The 16,301-nt window shown below is 48.3% G+C and carries 17 protein-coding genes; 9 read left to right on the top strand and 8 right to left on the bottom strand.

Annotated features, from left to right (window positions below; translation table 11 throughout):
- Positions 1–292 precede the first annotated feature (292 nt).
- From AKL11_RS18105 to yciA, 3 genes are all read right to left on the bottom strand, one after another.
- On the bottom strand, positions 293–1,330 hold the full coding sequence (locus AKL11_RS18105) for a GMP reductase (RefSeq protein ID WP_067520119.1): 1,038 nt from the start codon (positions 1,328–1,330) through the stop codon (positions 293–295).
- 510 nt (positions 1,331–1,840) lie between these two features.
- Positions 1,841–2,461: a uridine kinase gene (gene udk, locus AKL11_RS18100; protein WP_067520117.1), complete on the bottom strand. Its 621-nt coding sequence runs from the start codon at positions 2,459–2,461 to the stop codon at positions 1,841–1,843.
- Between the two features lie 15 nt (positions 2,462–2,476).
- Entirely contained in the window at positions 2,477–2,863 is a 387-nt protein-coding gene (yciA, locus tag AKL11_RS18095) for an acyl-CoA thioester hydrolase YciA (RefSeq protein WP_067520115.1), read from the bottom strand.
- 85 nt (positions 2,864–2,948) lie between these two features.
- Here yciA and AKL11_RS18090 point away from each other — a divergent pair, with 85 nt between their 5' ends.
- A complete protein-coding gene (locus AKL11_RS18090) occupies positions 2,949–4,097 on the top strand; it encodes a methyltransferase (protein ID WP_172807321.1) in 1,149 nt (382 codons plus the stop codon).
- A 371-nt stretch (positions 4,098–4,468) separates the two neighbouring features.
- Entirely contained in the window at positions 4,469–4,921 is a 453-nt protein-coding gene (locus AKL11_RS18085; protein WP_067520113.1) for a hypothetical protein, read from the top strand.
- Positions 4,922–4,956: 35 nt separating this feature from the next.
- Here AKL11_RS18085 and AKL11_RS18080 read toward each other — a convergent pair whose 3' ends face one another.
- From AKL11_RS18080 to AKL11_RS18070, 3 genes are all read right to left on the bottom strand, one after another.
- A complete protein-coding gene (locus tag AKL11_RS18080; protein ID WP_067520111.1) occupies positions 4,957–5,712 on the bottom strand; it encodes a tRNA1(Val) (adenine(37)-N6)-methyltransferase in 756 nt (251 codons plus the stop codon).
- A 7-nt stretch (positions 5,713–5,719) separates the two neighbouring features.
- The gene (locus AKL11_RS18075; protein WP_067520109.1) at positions 5,720–6,604 is read right to left on the bottom strand and encodes a DMT family transporter; all 885 of its coding nucleotides are present in this window, start codon (positions 6,602–6,604) and stop codon (positions 5,720–5,722) included.
- 161 nt (positions 6,605–6,765) lie between these two features.
- Entirely contained in the window at positions 6,766–7,611 is an 846-nt protein-coding gene (locus AKL11_RS18070) for an OmpA family protein (RefSeq protein WP_067520107.1), read from the bottom strand.
- Positions 7,612–7,797: 186 nt separating this feature from the next.
- Here AKL11_RS18070 and AKL11_RS18065 point away from each other — a divergent pair, with 186 nt between their 5' ends.
- From AKL11_RS18065 to AKL11_RS18045, 5 genes are all read left to right on the top strand, one after another.
- Positions 7,798–8,271, top strand: coding sequence for a ZrgA family zinc uptake protein (locus AKL11_RS18065; protein ID WP_157673647.1), 474 nt, complete (start codon positions 7,798–7,800; stop codon positions 8,269–8,271).
- Complete coding sequence (locus AKL11_RS18060; protein ID WP_067520104.1) at positions 8,268–8,978, top strand: ABC transporter ATP-binding protein; 711 nt, start codon at positions 8,268–8,270, stop codon at positions 8,976–8,978. The genes AKL11_RS18065 and AKL11_RS18060 overlap by 4 nt, the downstream gene beginning before the upstream one ends.
- Entirely contained in the window at positions 8,975–10,144 is a 1,170-nt protein-coding gene (locus AKL11_RS18055; RefSeq protein ID WP_067520102.1) for an ABC transporter permease, read from the top strand. Before AKL11_RS18060 ends, AKL11_RS18055 begins: the two co-directional genes overlap by 4 nt.
- 326 nt (positions 10,145–10,470) lie before the next feature.
- Positions 10,471–11,349, top strand: a complete 879-nt coding sequence (yghU, locus tag AKL11_RS18050) for a glutathione-dependent disulfide-bond oxidoreductase (RefSeq protein ID WP_067520100.1) — start codon at positions 10,471–10,473, stop codon at positions 11,347–11,349.
- Positions 11,350–11,561: 212 nt separating this feature from the next.
- Positions 11,562–12,023 carry an acyl-CoA thioesterase gene (locus AKL11_RS18045; protein ID WP_095210499.1) on the top strand — a complete coding sequence of 154 codons (462 nt, stop codon included), beginning with the start codon at positions 11,562–11,564 and terminating at the stop codon, positions 12,021–12,023.
- A gap of 30 nt (positions 12,024–12,053) precedes the next feature.
- On the opposite strand, the gene AKL11_RS18040 is transcribed toward AKL11_RS18045, so the two are convergent.
- Together AKL11_RS18040 and AKL11_RS18035 are read right to left on the bottom strand one after the other, a co-directional pair.
- The gene (locus AKL11_RS18040; protein WP_067520097.1) at positions 12,054–12,431 is read right to left on the bottom strand and encodes a DUF2237 family protein; all 378 of its coding nucleotides are present in this window, start codon (positions 12,429–12,431) and stop codon (positions 12,054–12,056) included.
- A 3-nt stretch (positions 12,432–12,434) separates the two neighbouring features.
- Positions 12,435–14,399, bottom strand: coding sequence for a BCCT family transporter (locus tag AKL11_RS18035; RefSeq protein WP_067520095.1), 1,965 nt, complete (start codon positions 14,397–14,399; stop codon positions 12,435–12,437).
- 182 nt (positions 14,400–14,581) lie between these two features.
- Here AKL11_RS18035 and AKL11_RS18030 point away from each other — a divergent pair, with 182 nt between their 5' ends.
- The gene (locus AKL11_RS18030; RefSeq protein WP_067520093.1) at positions 14,582–15,061 is read left to right on the top strand and encodes a MarR family winged helix-turn-helix transcriptional regulator; all 480 of its coding nucleotides are present in this window, start codon (positions 14,582–14,584) and stop codon (positions 15,059–15,061) included.
- Positions 15,062–15,160: 99 nt separating this feature from the next.
- Positions 15,161–16,264, top strand: a complete 1,104-nt coding sequence (locus tag AKL11_RS18025; RefSeq protein WP_095210498.1) for an ABC transporter substrate-binding protein — start codon at positions 15,161–15,163, stop codon at positions 16,262–16,264.
- Positions 16,265–16,301 lie beyond the last annotated feature (37 nt).

Raw genomic sequence — 16,301 nt, 5'->3', positions numbered from 1 at the left:
AACAGGGCTATCCTTGAATTTTGGAGGTGGAGACATTTGGCATCATTATATTTGGTTTTGAGGTTTATCATAACTGATTTGGCTATTCTCGGTCAGCCTCCTAGGAGCCTGTCCGAGAATAGGTTGCCCTACTGCGGTGGCAGTAAATTGGTCTAAAAAATCCGTTTTGTTCAGCAAATAGCACCACTATTCACTTCACAAAACGGATTTTTTGTCCTCAATTTTCTACCATCCTTGCTACGGGCGCTATTCTCGGACAGCCTCCTAGATCAGACGACCTTTATCTTCCGGGTTAATTAAATACCCGGTTTTCCTGTTCCTGCACACGAATAAAGGTGGTGCGCTTGGACAGTTCTTTCAGTTGAACTGCGCCAACATAAGTACAGGTTGAACGTACGCCACCCAGAATATCCTGAACGGTTTCCAGTACTGGGCCACGGTAAGGTACTTTGACTGTCTTACCTTCAGATGCGCGATAGTTCGCAACACCGCCGGCATGTTGATCCATAGCGGTTGTAGAGCTCATGCCGTAAAACAGACGGAACTGTTTGCCATCTTCTTCAGCCAACTCACCGCCGGATTCATCGTGACCGGCAAACATGCCACCGATCATAACAAAGTCAGCGCCAGCGCCGAAGGCTTTGGAGACGTCGCCAGCACAGGTGCAGCCGCCATCGGAAATCACTTGGCCACCAACGCCGTGGGCGGCATCTGCTGATTCAATCACTGCGGATAATTGTGGGTAGCCGACACCGGTTTTTACCCGAGTGGTGCAAACAGAACCCGGGCCGATGCCTACTTTGACTATGTCAGCACCTTTCAGGATCAGTTCTTCGACCATTTCGCCGGTTACCACGTTACCAGCAACGATGACTTTATCAGGGTGTTGTTTACGTGCACGGGAAACGTACTGAACGAAGTGTTCCGAGTAGCCGTTAGCGACATCGATACAGATAAAACGAAGTTTGTCGTTTAGTGCCAGAATGTCGTTCATTTTCTGGAAGTCGCTGTCGGACGTTCCGGAGCTGACCATGATGTGTTCTTCAATGCCAGCTGGGGCACTCTCGAGAAACGCTTGCCACTCTTCAATTGTGTAATGCTTGTGAACGGCAGTGAGCATTTTGTGCTCGGCCAGCGCCAATGCCATTTCGAAGGTGCCAACGGTGTCCATATTGGCGGCGATGACGGGAACACCTGTCCACTCTGTATCTGTGTGTACAAAACGGAAAGTACGCTCCAGGCTGACCTGTGAACGGCTTTTCAGGGTGGAACGTTTTGGGCGGAACAGGACGTCCTTGAAACCCAGCTTGATATCAGCTTCTACGCGCATGGTTATCTCGCAGCGCTGTCTGGCACTTCTCTTAAGCAAATAAGCAAAGTCTTAAGTAAAGCACGACAAAAGGCGCTTAAATCTATTCAGTGGTCAGTAAAGGCGATGTACAAGCGGCCGGACAGCCATTGGTGATCTGACATGACTTACTCACTGAAACGAAAATAAGTGCGAAGATCGCGCCGGACCCGGTCATTGCATATCCTGTGTTTTTCAGGGCGTGCAGAGAGGGCGTATTTGACGCTTATACGGCTGAAGTATACCTATGGGGGGGAGCGAAGTGAAGGGGAAGATGAAACCGGATATGCCCGTCGCCTTTCAAGTTGCTACTTTGTTGGCCGCGTTTATGCCCTAGGGTGCTTGCTCACCCCGATCACCTACTCGCTGTAGGCTCACGGGACCTTAAGGCCTCGCTTACTAGCCGCCGCGTAGTAACTTGAAATTCTTTGGTTATAGGCGTGGTGCGGTAACCATTAAGGTTACCGGCAACATGGATAAGCGTTTCAGAGCTTAGTCAATCAAATTACGAATCTGTGTTTTGATCAAATCAATAGCAATACGGTTTTTACCACCGTGGGGAATGATCAGGTCGGCGTGCTGGCGAGCCGGTTCAATAAACTGCATGAACATGGGGCGCACGGTTTCCAGGTATTGCTTGATCACAGAATCCACATCACGACCGCGGCTGACTATGTCACGTTTCATACGACGGATTAAGCAGATATCCAATGGCGTATCCATGAAAAAGCGCAAGTCGAAGGTTTCACGTATCTCCGGATTGGTGAAGAGCAGTATGCCTTCGTAAATAATGACTCGTGCCGGCTTCACCAGTCGTGTTTCCTGACGACGGTTGTGCTCTGAATAGTCGTACATGGGCACTTCAATGCCTTCACCCGCTTTCAGTTGCAGCATTTGCTGCAGCATCAGATCGTGATCCATGGATTCCGGGTGGTCGTAGTTAGTACGAACCCGTTCTTCCATGGACATGTGGGATTGATCCTTGTAGTAAGAATCTTCAGAAATGACGCTCAGGTGCTCGGACTGCAGCTCTTCGACCAGAGTTTCTGCCAGTAGGCTCTTACCGGATGCAGAAGCGCCGGCAACACCGACAAGGATAGTTTTCTGTTTCATTCGAAGGTTTCCTGATTATCGACTTCTATCTACCGGGATGGGGTTTCCATTGTCGTCTATAGCGACATAGGTGAACATGCCTTCGGTCACTTTGTTGCGAAGTTCAGACTTAAAGGGATGAGACAAGTTCCAGACTTCAAGTTTTATACGCATGGACGTGGTACCAACCCGGACGATATCCGCATAACAGCATACCACGTCACCGACCTTGACTGGATGGATGAAGCTCATGCTTTCTACCGCCACGGTGGATACCCGGCTCTGGGAGCGGTTTTTTGCTGCGAGGCCGCCGGCCATGTCCATTTGGGACATGATCCAGCCGCCAAAAATATCACCGTTGGGATTGGTATCTGCTGGCATTGCCAATGTACGCAGAACCAGGTCGCCCTGTGGTCCAGCCATCCGAAAACTCCGTACTGATTTTTCAAGGTCGGGAATGCTATGCTTGCGTCAGCTGCTTGTAAATCCGTATTCCATGAAGGCTTTCATGGAAAGTCGAAAGGTCTTGAGGTATAAGGCCGCCATTGAACTGAATTTTGTGTTGAAAATTATGTCCTCCCTTTCTTTATCCAACCCTTCCCAGTTAATTGTCCGTAATATGGATTGCTTCGAGCTGGAGCATTTGTTGATGATTGGTCTGCCTGGGGACCAGCTAGTAAGCCAACTGCTGGATGAGGGGCTGGGTAGGGTGACGGCGCTGACCAGAGACTTCAGTGATTATCGTCGGTTGAAGCCTTTGGTTGGCAACCATAACGATCGTTTTTTTCTGACGTTTGCCCCTGTTCTTGAAGAGCCACTGTCCAGCCCGGTGGATGGCGTTCTGATCTTCCTGCAAAAAAGTAAGCCATTGATGGATTTCTGGTTGGAGATGATTCGCTTCCATGTCGCAGCGAATGTTCCGATTTATCTGGTGGGCGAGAATGATGAGGGTATCAAGTCCTGGAAGAAAAGGTTGAAGCAGAGTTTCAGTGACGTGAAAAGTGTTGATAATGCTCGACATTGTGTATTGCTGGAAGCCTGCGGAGCCATGAATAAGGGAGCCGTGAATAAGCCGGATCAGTTTACTGAGAAGGGTGCGTTTAATACTTTCACCGTGCAGGCAATGGATAAAGTGTTGTCTATATCCTCCCTTCCTGGTGTATTCAGCCATGGTCGCCTTGATGTGGGTACCGAAGTGTTGCTGGAAACATTGAATGACCTACCATCTGGTAACGTTCTGGACTTTGGCTGCGGTGCTGGTGTGATTTCCGCTTATATCAGCGAGCAGCCTGAAGAACGTCATCTTACCTTGGTGGATTGTGATGCCATGGCACTGGCAAGTAGCCGGAAAACCATGAATGATTTGGGAGTCGAGAACTATCAAGTCTTAGCCAGTGACGGGCTGTCTGAAGTGACCGGTCAGTTTGATTTAATTATTTCTAACCCACCATTCCATCAGGGTGTGAAAACCCACTATGAAGTGACAGAACGGTTTCTGTCTGAATCTCACCAGAAACTAAAAGTGGGTGGAGAGCTGCGTATCGTGGCGAACAGTTTTTTAAAATACCCGCCTATTATTGAACAGACGTTTGGACGCTGTGAAACGTTGTTAAGTCGGAATGGCTTTTCTATCTATCGAGCTTTCAAAAAAGTCTGAAAATATCTACTTTTTTGTATTATTCTGAATTACGGCGTTCATGTTCTTTATCTGATGTGAGCCCACTGTGGAAAAAAACAGCAAGCTCCATATCCCTATTTGCTGTTTTGTCAGGTTTGCCTAGTGTTAATCACAGCACTGGATACAGGCCATTACGTGAGTTCGACAATACGCCGACTCACAAAATGAGGGTGTCGCGAAACCCGTAGGTCGGTAATTCTACAAGAGTTGCCGACATCTCACAGGCCTGTAGGTGCTGATTGTCGGCAACCCTTTGGGTTACCTAGGACATCTGCTTTTAATGACCTTTTGCGACACCCTCAAAATGTAATGAGTAACAGCAGCACCTTCTTGAGAGGTGGGGGATAGCTATGAATAATAAGATCAGCCCAGTTTGGATGTTTTTCGGATTCTTCATGATTACCTTGTTGTGGGCTCTGGAGTTTGATAACCGTCCGAGAAGTCGACTGGCAAAGTCTTATCATCCGGGGCTTGTAAAGCCTCAGGTATTTGAAGAGCTGGCACAGCCAGTGAGTTCCGGATACCAGAAAAAATCTCAGAAAGCATCTGTGTCTCAAACAACAATAAATGCAGAAGCGAAGAACAAACCGGCTGAGCCGAAGCATCGAGACGGCTTGTTAAGCGAAAGCACTAAACGCTTGATCAGTATCGCCAATCGACATTTACCCGCCCATGAACAGATTCCGTATATGCCAGAGAATGGGGCAATATCGTCTTCGAATAAATCCCATTCTATGTACGGTTCAGAGGATTTGTTTACCTGTTTTACGGATCAATGTTTGAATGCAATGAGTGACTATTAGATTCTATTAACAGAACCTAATGCCGGTATGAAAGCTTATAGAGCAAGGTAATAGGGCGACATTAATTGCTGGACTTCCGACGTGTACGTGGGGTGGTTGTCATAAATGGTGACCATGTCATCAATCGTTGTGAAGTTCTCATCCGACGTGCTCTCTGAGCGTTTCAGTACCAAAACATGGCGGTGAACGGGGTGAGTTAAGCTGGAGCGCAGCTGTATTCGTTTAAACAGACACAGTTTGACATGCTGACAGGCCACTAGAAAATGTTGACTGGAATCCACAGGTAATAACACCCATGCCTCTCCGGTCTGTGCCAGGTGACGGACAATCGACTGGGCAAGGTCATCAAAGCTTAGGCTGTCGGTATGTCGTGCCAAATTTCGGCGTTGGTCGCTCCCCTTTGATGATTGTTGAAAAAACGGGGGGTTGGTGATGATGCTGTCAAAGGTGCTATCAAAGATGTTGTGGTTTTGTTGCGAGAAGTCCTGAATGGATTGGTTTACCACCGAAAGCTGATGTGACCAGGGGCTTGCTGAAAAGTTAAAAGCCGCCTGCTGTGCGGCAGCATCATCTAGCTCTACGGAAGTGATGGCGGATTGGGTATTTTGGGCTGTCATCAAACTCAAAAGCCCGGTACCTGCACCAATATCTAAAATAGAATGACTTTGTTGTGTATGAACGGACTGGGCAAACAGGGCGCCAAAGAGACAGGCGTCCGTGGTCACCTTCATAGCGCATTCGCCCTGCTCGATTCTAAATTGCTTAAATTGGAAGTAACGATTTCTGGCCATGATGGGCTTACTGTTGTCGGGAAAAATGTTGCTGCGCCAGCACGGCGACAATGATCATGATTAACCCTGCATAGGTGGCAGGATAGATGGACTCACCAAGTATATTGGCAATAAATATCAGCGAAAGGAATGGGCTGAGATAGCTGATGTTGCTGATCATGGCGGTGTTGTCTGTCAGCTTCAATGCTTTGAGCCAGAGGATATAGGCAAAGCCCATTTCAACGAATCCAACATAACCGGCGGCGACAAGACCAGTCGGGGACGATGGCCAGAAGCTGGAGAACATACCGGTTGCCACAATGATCCAGGGCAGGCCGCAAAGAAAACAAATTAATAGACCCACAACCGGGTCACCGTCTCTTCGGGTATTAAAAATCCAATACAGCGCCCAGATGACTGTGCTGGCAAGTGCCAGAAGAACACCTTGTCCACTGGCAAATGCCAGATTCTGGAATTCTCCCCGGGTGCAGATCATCACCACGCCACCATAAGCCAGTAAGCAACATGCAAGGCTTTTGACGGAGAGCCTCCTGCCCAGCAGTGGCACGGCCAGCAAGGTGAGCGCCATGGGCCAGCTGTAGTTCAGTGCCTGTGCCTGCTGAGCGGGCAGCAGATCATAAGCACCAAACAGGGCTACGTGATAGAGAAAGGGGTTTAACAACCCCAAAAATAAAAACAGACCTGGTGTTGTTTGGAATTGAGACCGAACTAATCCCGCCTTTCCCTGAAGCACGACGATGATGGATAACAAGACAGTGGATGTGATAACAGACCAGAAAACCAGCTGCCAGGGGTCAAGATCCTGCAACGCAATTTTGAATGCGGTAGCAATAGTTGACCACAAAAGTGCTGTGGCTAAAGCATAGAAGGAAGCTTTACGGTTATCGATCATGGGCGGTCGGCTGAGTAAATAGAAGCGGCCGCCATCATAGCCCACAGGCGCTTAAAGAGACAGAACCTAAGAAGCTGTTCATGATCGTTTGCAGCTTGCAGAAAGATTGTGAGCAGCTTCTAAGGTCGAACGTCCCTGTTCAACGGGTGTGATCAGAAATGTTACAGATCCAGGGCGATGGTGACGTGGCGGTTATGTTCACGACCTTTTGGTGTCTGGTCGCCAAATTTCAGTACACCGCCGGCAGAGGCGGTGACGCGCTCAGCAGGAACACCCTGTTGCACAAGGTATTGTTTAACGCTTTCTGCTCTGCGCATCGCCAGTTTCATATTGTATTCTTCAGGGCCAGTGGAATCGGTGTAGCCCACAGAAACCAGACGGATTTTGGGATGCTTTTTGACCTTGGCGGCAATTTGATCCAGTTCCTCGCGACCCAAAGTGTTAATGTCAGTTTTGTCAAAACCAAAATACACTAACCCCAGTTCACGCTGCAGCGGGCAACCATCTGCGTCGACAGGGACGCCTTTTGGAGTGTTTGGGCATTTGTCTTTAGCCGATACAACACCGTCGCCATCCCGGTCAGTGATCAGTGGGCAACCATATTGATCCACTTTTACACCGGCCGGTGTGTTTATACAGCGATCTTTATGGTCTGCCACGCCGTCTTTGTCGGAGTCCAAAGGGCAGCCGTGTTTGTCGACTTTAACGCCGGCAGGGGTGTTTTTGCATCGATCATACTTCGTGGTGACGCCATCTTTATCGTGGTCGGTATCTTTCTGCAATGCACAGATAGCGGCACCGATCAATGCACCACCAACTGCACCGTAGGCGGCATTTTTACCACTGTCGTTGGAGCTGTTGCCCACAGCTGCGCCGGCAAGCCCGCCGGTACCTGCGCCAATCAGAGCGCACTCTGTCCAGCGTTTTGCGCCGTCACTGGCACAACCAGTGAGCAACAGCACCATAAGAAAGAAGGGTACGGATTTTCCGAATGTGAAAAGACGCATGGATAAAGCTCCCAATGTGTCGTGTGAAGAAAATGGATGTATAGAGGAGATAGCTCTGAAATAAAAACGATTGACTGCATATTATTGACTCGCAGCAAAACGAGTATAGGACACGCTGCTTATTTTTATGGGGCAATGACCGATAAATGAGGGTAGAAAAGCAACCGGTCTTATTATCTTAACACCATGAAATGGCTCATTTTATTACTTATCCCAATGCGGATTTTTGCCGATACAGGAACTTTTCTGCACCGGGCAATAGAGCCTGCTCGCATGGGATTGGACGTCAGTATTGTGGGAGAGAAAGTCACAGCCTATGTGGTGGTGGGGGCGGAATCACTGGAATATCTCTCTGATGAGACGGATAAACAGCAGGTCTATCAGGTGCTTAAAGAAACGGCCTGGTTTGTGTTGTCAGTAGACGCCCGGTGTCGGGTGGTGGATCACAGTGTGCATCAGCAGGCAGACCGTATTAAAGGTTTCCAGATTCTTCGGTGTGAGCGCCCCGGGAAGTTGAAGTCGATAGATGTTGATCTTTATAACCGCATTCCGGCGCTTAAGGCGGTGGATGTCTGGTTAACCACAGAGCGCTGGCAGAAAAAAACTACGGTGTATCCCGACCATACCTTAGTGAATATCCGATCAGGAATGTTGCCATGACAGAGATCTGCGCCATCGAGATTCATAAGCTCAGGCAATACATCGGTGATGTTGAAGTGTTGAATATTCCTGATTTGCAGATTCAACAGGGTGAGTGTGTTTGTATTCAGGGCAGTAATGGTTCTGGCAAAACCGCATTGCTCCGATTACTCACCGGGCTGACTCAGCCGACCAGTGGTCAGGTTGCTGTGTTGGGAAATGATATGAAGGCGATAAAATCCAGCGTGCTGAATCGGCTGCGTTCAGACTCTATTGGGTTTGTCTTCCAGCATTACCGATTGATCCCCTATTTATCGGCGCTGGATAACATGCTGTTACCCTGCCATTTTTCATCAGTCAGAGCCGCTGAGGCAGAAACGGGCTCACGATCCATGACGGAAGACGTATTTCGTTTAATCCGTAAACTGCGTTTGAAAGACCCGTCACGTTTATCCAAAAAAGCAACTGACTACAGTGCCGGACAACAGCAGCGCTTTGCCATTGTCAGGGCTGTGATTGGTAAGCCCAGTTTGGTACTTGCGGATGAGCCGGCATCGGCCATGGATCAACAGGGGCGGCAGGCGGTGTATCAATTTTTGCTGGAAGAGTGTCGTGCAAATGGCATGACCTTACTCTGCACAACCCATGATGATATGGATACTGAAGGGTTTGATCGTGTGATCGATATGGATGCACTGAATCAGGCCCGGGAGCATGAGCTGCGATGATTCTTTTTAAAATCCTGCGAAAGAGCCATCGTCAGCGCACGGGTCGTTCCCTGTTATCAGTTACAGCATTGGCATTGAGCGTGATGCTGCTGCTGGTGATCAGCCATGTTCATGAGGCGGTTCGACAATATGCAAGGCAAGTGGCTTCTCAGGCGGATCTCATTGTGGGGGCGCCAACACAGCCGGTGCATTTGGTGTTGTATGGTTTGTTTGGTATCGGGGCGCCTCCACCGGCGATCAAGTGGTCGCAATTTCAGGACATTGCAGATAATCCATCCGTCGCATGGGCTGCTCCGGTGTCTGCGGGGGAAAGTCATCGTGGGCACACAGTGATTGGCAGCACGGCACGATATCTGACCACATTGCAGTTGAGTGCTGTGAACTTTATAACGGTCAGCGGCAGCCAGAAAATCTTCAGAAATAATTACACGGCGTTTGTCGGTTCATCCGTGGCTGAGGCGTATCAATATCAGCCCGGGGAAACCATTACCATTGCCCGGGGTTTTGCGCCGGGCTTAAAGGATGAGTATCAGAAACCCTTTCTGATACAGGGTGTGTTGAAACCCACCGGTACTAACCTTGATGACCATATTCTGGTGCCTATGGAAGGGTTAAGACGCGTCAGGGCTGATCATGGCATTAAATCCGATAAGATCAATTTTGTTCTGGTTAAATTAAAAGACCGAAGTGGTTTGTTTAAACTGCAGCAGCAACTGGAAACCAGACAAGATGCGCCACTTAGGGCGGCAATTCCAGCCATTGAATTAGACAAGTTGGGGCAATACGAACGCATTCTGAATAATGTGTTTATGGTGATGAGTTTTATTATTGGTGTGCTTGCGTTATTGATGATGTTCTTCAATTTGTCCGCAGGGTTTGCTCAACGAAAACAGGAGATAGAGCTGCTAAGGCTGGTGGGCGCAAAACCCTGGCAGCTGGCCAGTATTGCATTGGCTGAGCCGCTGCTGCATATATTTACGGCACTGGTGCTGGGCGTTATTTTTTATCGCATCGCTAACCTCTTTCTGGAAATTTGGATTCCGGTGGTCTCTATTATTGGGTTGCCCACCAGTGAGTTGATGTGGCTGTTATCTCTTTGCTTGAGTGGGCTGTTAATCGCCTGTATTCCAGCCTGGCGGGTTTATGGTATTTGCAGACGCACTTAAGCCGACTTGGAATCTAATGCAAGGCAGTTCTTTATTGTGGTTTCCAGTATTAGTTGATACCGCCTTAACGATTGAATTAAGGTGCTTAAGTAGTTAACCACATGAAATCATATTTTCTGACTAAGTGGACAGTCGCTCTCGGCAAGCTGCTCCTGCGTTGCACTACCTCCTGCATCCATGCAGTCGTGCGGCGTTACAACTCCGGTCACATAGCTACGGCTATGCTCTCTGTGTTGTGCCTTGCATAGCAACTGCCCACTCAGCCAGAAATATTCAATTCCAAATGGCCACCTACTTAATAAGCATCAACTGATCTGGAGGTTTTCATGGCAGATAAGCCATATGTCCCACCCAAAGTCTGGACGTGGGAGAGTGAAAATGGTGGTCAATTTTCGGGTATTAACCGGCCAACCGCCGGTGCCCGGTTTGACCGTGATCTGCCGAGAGGCAAACATCCATTTCAGTTGTATTCTCTGGCAACGCCCAACGGTGTAAAGGTCACCATTCTGTTTGAAGAGCTGTTGGCGCTGGGGATTAAAGACGCGGAGTACGACGCTTACATTATTAATATCATGGACGGAGATCAGTTTGGTTCAGGTTTTGTTGGGGTAAACCCCAATTCGAAAATTCCGGCCATGGTAGATCGCAGCGGCGACACAGAAATTCCGGTGTTCGAATCCGGTGCCATGCTTTTGCATCTGGCGGAAAAGTTTGATGCATTTATCCCAAAGGATGCAGCCAAACGGGCTGAATGCCTCTCTTGGTTATTTTGGCAGGTGGGCAGTGGGCCGTTTCTGGGCGGTGGGTTTGGTCATTTTTATGCGTATGCGCCAGAAAAGTTTGAGTACCCTATTGATCGTTTTGCCATGGAAGTAAAGCGCCAGCTGGATGTGTTGAATCAGCATCTGGCAAACAATACGTATCTTTGTGGCGATGATTACACCATTGCGGATATGGCCATCTGGCCATGGTACGGTGCTTTGGTGGATGGAAAGCTATATGAAGCGGCAGAGTTTTTACAAGTTGCAGATTATCAACATGTGGTTCGCTGGTCGAAGCAGATCGGTGAGCGCGAAGCTGTTCAGCGTGGGCGGATGGTGAATCGTGCCTGGGGTGAACTTTCTGAACAGCTGCGTAACCGCCATGATGCTTCGGATTTTGAACTGAAAACCCAGGACAAACTGGAAGCCACAGAGCTCTCCTGAAGCGTCAAAAAAAAGCTTCGGTAGATAAATTCGCTATCGTCAAGCTATCAATTATTTCGTAGCCGATTGCTGGTTTTCAGTCGTCGGCTTTTTATGGCCTGTAATGTTTCAAGATTCATCTCTGGCTGGTTTTTCTATATGTCTTGAATAGTGCGACTACTGTCGTTAAAGTGTGCGATCTACCGGAAAACCCTACTAAAAGAAGTATAAGAATGAGCCTGATTTTCAGAATGATCTATCTGCTGGTGGCGTCCTTTTTCAAGCCTCGACTCCCGATTATGTATCCGGAGAATACGCTGACGCTTCGGGTGTTACCCAACGATCTTGATATCAATATGCATATGAATAATGGTCGTTATCTGACCATATGTGATCTTTCCCGGGTGGATATGTTTCTGCGAACCGGGTTTGCCCGAACCATGCAAAAGGAGGGTTGGATTCCAGTGGTGTCGGAACACACCATGAAATATAAGAAGCCATTGAACCCTTTTCAAAAGTACGATGTGCACATGAAAATTACCAGCTGGGATGAAAAGGCATTTCATATGGAGCATAGGTTTTTAGTCGCTGGGCGGGTGGTTGCTGAGGGAACATCCAGAGGTTGTGCTTTGAGTAAATCTGGGGTGATTGCGCCCGAGCAGGTTATTGAGACTGTGCGGTCGCAAACTGTTTGATATTACTGCAACAATGTTCAGCGCATTGTGTCAGTGCATGGCATGTTGTTGGAGTATTGTCAGAGGAATAATATCCAATGATTGTTGGTGGCATGCTTCCAGAAATACTGGAGGTGCAACACCCGCCTTTAGGGCTTCTTTCCAGCGTTCAGCGCATAAGCACCAGCGATCTCCGGGCTTTAATCCGGGGAATCCCCATTCCAGATTCGGAGTGATTAAGTCGTTACCTTTGGATAGGGAAAAATTCAGAAACTCTTCTGTCATCAGGGCGCAGACGATATGCCTGCCCAGATCGTTATCCATAGTGTGACAAAAGCCATCCCGGAAAAAGCCAGTGACAGGATCCATGCAGCAGGGCTGCAGTGGTTTGCCATAGACGTTTTTCTGGGTGGATGTAGCGGTTCCCATTTCTTATCGCACCATTTGCAGAAAGTTCATGTGCTTTTCGTATTGGTCAATAATATCACCAATCACCTGATCCTGCGTCCACCCCATAATGTCGTAACCCTGACCGCCTTCACGGAGGAATACCTCTGCTCGGAAATATTCAAGGTCTTCGTCGTCCTCATCATCGAGCATAAAGGTTGGTTGCAGGTAAGCACGGGGCGTGACTTTGTAGAAAAAGTCCACTTCATCCCCATGAAGTACCACGAGGCTGGGGATTTGCTTTTCTGTTTCCAATTGAATCGTGCTTTCAACACCTTGTTTGCCAAGTTCGCCAGCCACGGACTCCATGGCTGGTAGCACTCTTTCAGTGATGAACTGTTTAACATCCTTGCGCCTTGGGTAATGAACCAACACCGCCAGGCGTTTTTGCCAGGGAATGGTTTTCTGGCCGACTTTGGGCGTGAGTCGTGTGGTGGTTAAACTTTCTTTCTTTGCCGCATCAATGGCCAGCGCTTTCAGTAGCCCATAGGCAGAGATCAAGAGAATGACTGAAAAGGGCAAAGCCGAGGCAATCGTCACGGTTTGCAACGCTTTCAGACCGCCAGCCAGCAGCAGAACCATGGCCACAATACCAATCATGCTGGACCAGAAAATGCGTTGCCAGAGTGGTGTTTTGTTGCTGCCACCGGATGCCAGCATATCAACCACCATGGCGCTGGAGTCGGAAGAGGTGACAAAAAAAATCACTACCATGGCAATGGCGATCATGGAGAGCACGTTTGAGAAAGGGAAGTGCTCGAGAAATTTAAACAGCGCAATGGGAACATCCGTTTGCACAGCTTCACCAAGGGCTGTATAGCCATGATGAAGAATCATATCAATGGCGGTGTTACCAAAAGCGGTCATCCAAATCAGGGTTAGACCGGTAGGGACAAACAGTACGCCCATAACAAATTCACGTATGGTTCGGCCGCGGGAAATTCTGGCAATAAACATCCCCACAAATGGTGACCAGGAAAGCCACCAGGCCCAGTAGAACAACGTCCAGCCACCGATCCATTCGGTGGGCTGATAGGCGTATAAATTAAACGTCTTATTAACAATGTCGGATAGGTAGCCGCCGGTATTCTGTACAAACAGTTGCATGAGCAACACGGTAGGGCCAAGTGCGACCACCATGACTAACAGCATAAGTGCCAGTAACAGGTTTAACTCGGAAAGTCTGCGAATGCCCTTTTCGAGCCCTGTGGCCACTGAAAGCGTGGCAAGCGCAGTGATCACAATAATCAGTATGACCTGTGTGTTGGTGCTTATTTCAACACCAAACAGGTAGTTCAGCCCGGAATTGACTTGCAATACGCCATAGCCAAGGGCGGTGGCAACACCAAAAATCGTGCCCAGAATGGCAAATACATCAATGGCGTGACCTGCGATGCCATAAATTCGATCGCCAATAAGCGGGTACAGTGCTGAACGAAGGGTGAGAGGCAAACCGTGACGATAACCAAAAAATGCCAGTATCAGAGCGACAATGGCATAAATGGCCCAGGCATGAAGTCCCCAATGGAAAAAGGTGATTTCCATGGCTTGCTTCGCTGCTTCAATGGTGCCCGATTCACCCACTGGCGGTGACATAAAATGGAGCACAGGTTCAGCTACGCCAAAAAACATCAGACCAATGCCCATGCCTGCAGAAAACAGCATGGCAAACCAGGAGCCAAAACTGAAGGCGGGTTCTGAGTGGTCGGGTCCTAGCTTTATATTTCCATAACGGGAAAGTCCAAGGTAGGCGACACAGATCAGGATCAATGCCACTGCCATCACATAAAACCAACTGTAGTTGGTCATTATGGAGGACTGGAGAAGCGTAAAACGAAAATCGGCGTCGTCCGGAAAGAATACCGTGTATCCCACAAGAAGAAGGATCAATGCGGAGGCGCTGAAAAAAACGGGTGGATTAATGACGTGTTTTGCTTTCAAATTTCCCATGGAGCCAACTACTGCTTATATGACTGAGGCTCCAACTAATTGTAGAGATAAATTATTAGAGTTCAAATAATTTGAGTTCAATATTATAGTATGGGCATTCCTGTCTAAAGAAACTGTGTTGTCAGGAGTGGTTAATTGATAGTTATTAATAATTAATGTTGTGTTGTTAGTGGATTGAGTGAATGAACGAACCGCATTATTGGACTGACGTACTCATTTCTTTGAGAAGAATTATTCGTGCAACGGACCTGCATTCCAAACGGCTGATTAAAACCTGTGGCCTGACAACGCCGCAGATTATGGTGTTGAAATCCATTAATGATCTGGGTGATGTAACGGTGAAACGGCTCTCTCAGGACGTTTCCCTAAGCCAGGCGACGGTGACTACCATTCTCAATCGGTTGGAAGAACGACAATACCTTGAGCGAGTACGCAGCACTCACGATAAACGCATCGTGAATGCCCGGCTCACGGATTTGGGTCGATCAGTGCTTGGCACGGCGCCAACCTTACTCCATGAAAAATTCATTGAGCGTTTTGAAGCTCTTGAGCCGTGGGAAAAAACCCAGATGTTATCTACGCTTCAACGGGTTGCCAGCATGATGGATGCGGAGTCTATAGAGGCAGCACCACTGCTGGATATAGGTTCAGAAGCGTCGTGAACTGGTACTCAGGTTGCTGAAAGTGATTTGATATCTAATCATTAGACGTGTAAATTATCGATCGTGAGAAATGGATTTGCATTGAAATAAGGTATAAAAATGCTAAAGCGATCATTGACGGCCGGTGCCGTACTTGCAGCCATTGCTGCTGCAGTTATTTACAATAATTCTTCTGAGACGACGCCTGAATCGACCGTTGCGCAAAGCGCTCCTGAAGTGACAGTTGCAGAAACAGTGGCTGTTGAGGCAGCCCCAGCTCAAGCTTGCGGCGATGTGACCATTGCGGATATGAACTGGAACTCGGCCACACTGATGGCACACATTGATGAGTTCGTTCTGGAAAATGTATACGGTTGTTCTGTTGAACTGGTGCCAGGTAACACTATGGCTACTGGTGCATCCATGACTGAAAAAGGGGAGCCTGATATCGCGCCGGAAATGTGGAGTAACTCCATGAGAGTGGCGTTTGATAAAGGTGTTGAAGAAAAGCGCCTTCGTTATGCGGGTAAATCGCTCTCAGAAGGTGGTGAAGAAGGTTTCTGGGTACCTAAGTACATGGTTGAAGCCAATCCAGAGCTGAAAACCATTGAAGGTGTTCGCAAAAACGCTGATCTCTTCAAACATCCTGAGAATCCTGATCTTTCTGCCTTCTACGGCTGCCCAGCCGGTTGGAACTGCCAGATCAACTCTGGCAACCTTTTCCGTGCACTGAAACTGGAAGATGATGGCTTTGAGCTGGTTGATCCGGGTTCCGGTGCGGCGATGTCTGGTGCTATTGCCAAAGCTTATGAGCGTGACGAAGCATGGTTTGGTTATTACTGGGCGCCTTCTTCCGTGCTCGGTAAGTACGAAATGGTGAAAGTTGACTTTGGTTCCGGCATTGATGAAGAAGAGTTCGTTAACTGTATTACCAAAGAAGATTGTGAATCACCGAAAGTGACCATGTATCCACCTTCTCCGGTAAATACCATTACCACAGAAAGTTTTGCAGCTAAGGCGCCAGCAGCGTTTGATTATCTGGCGACTCGTTCTTTCACCAACCAGCAGATGAATGAAATCCTGGCTTGGATGGAAGACAATCAGGCTGACGGCGATGTGGCCATGGAATATTTCTTCGCGAATTATGAAGATACCTGGACTCAGTGGATGTCTGCTGAAACTGCTGAAACTGTTAAGATGAAGCTGGCAGCGCTGGAAAATTAATAATTAGCCGCCTTTGTGCAATGGTGGTTGCACCGAG

Source organism: Endozoicomonas ascidiicola (genome assembly GCF_001646945.1).
GTDB lineage: Bacteria > Pseudomonadota > Gammaproteobacteria > Pseudomonadales > Endozoicomonadaceae > Endozoicomonas > Endozoicomonas ascidiicola.
This window is presented reverse-complemented; position numbering and strand designations above follow the sequence as displayed.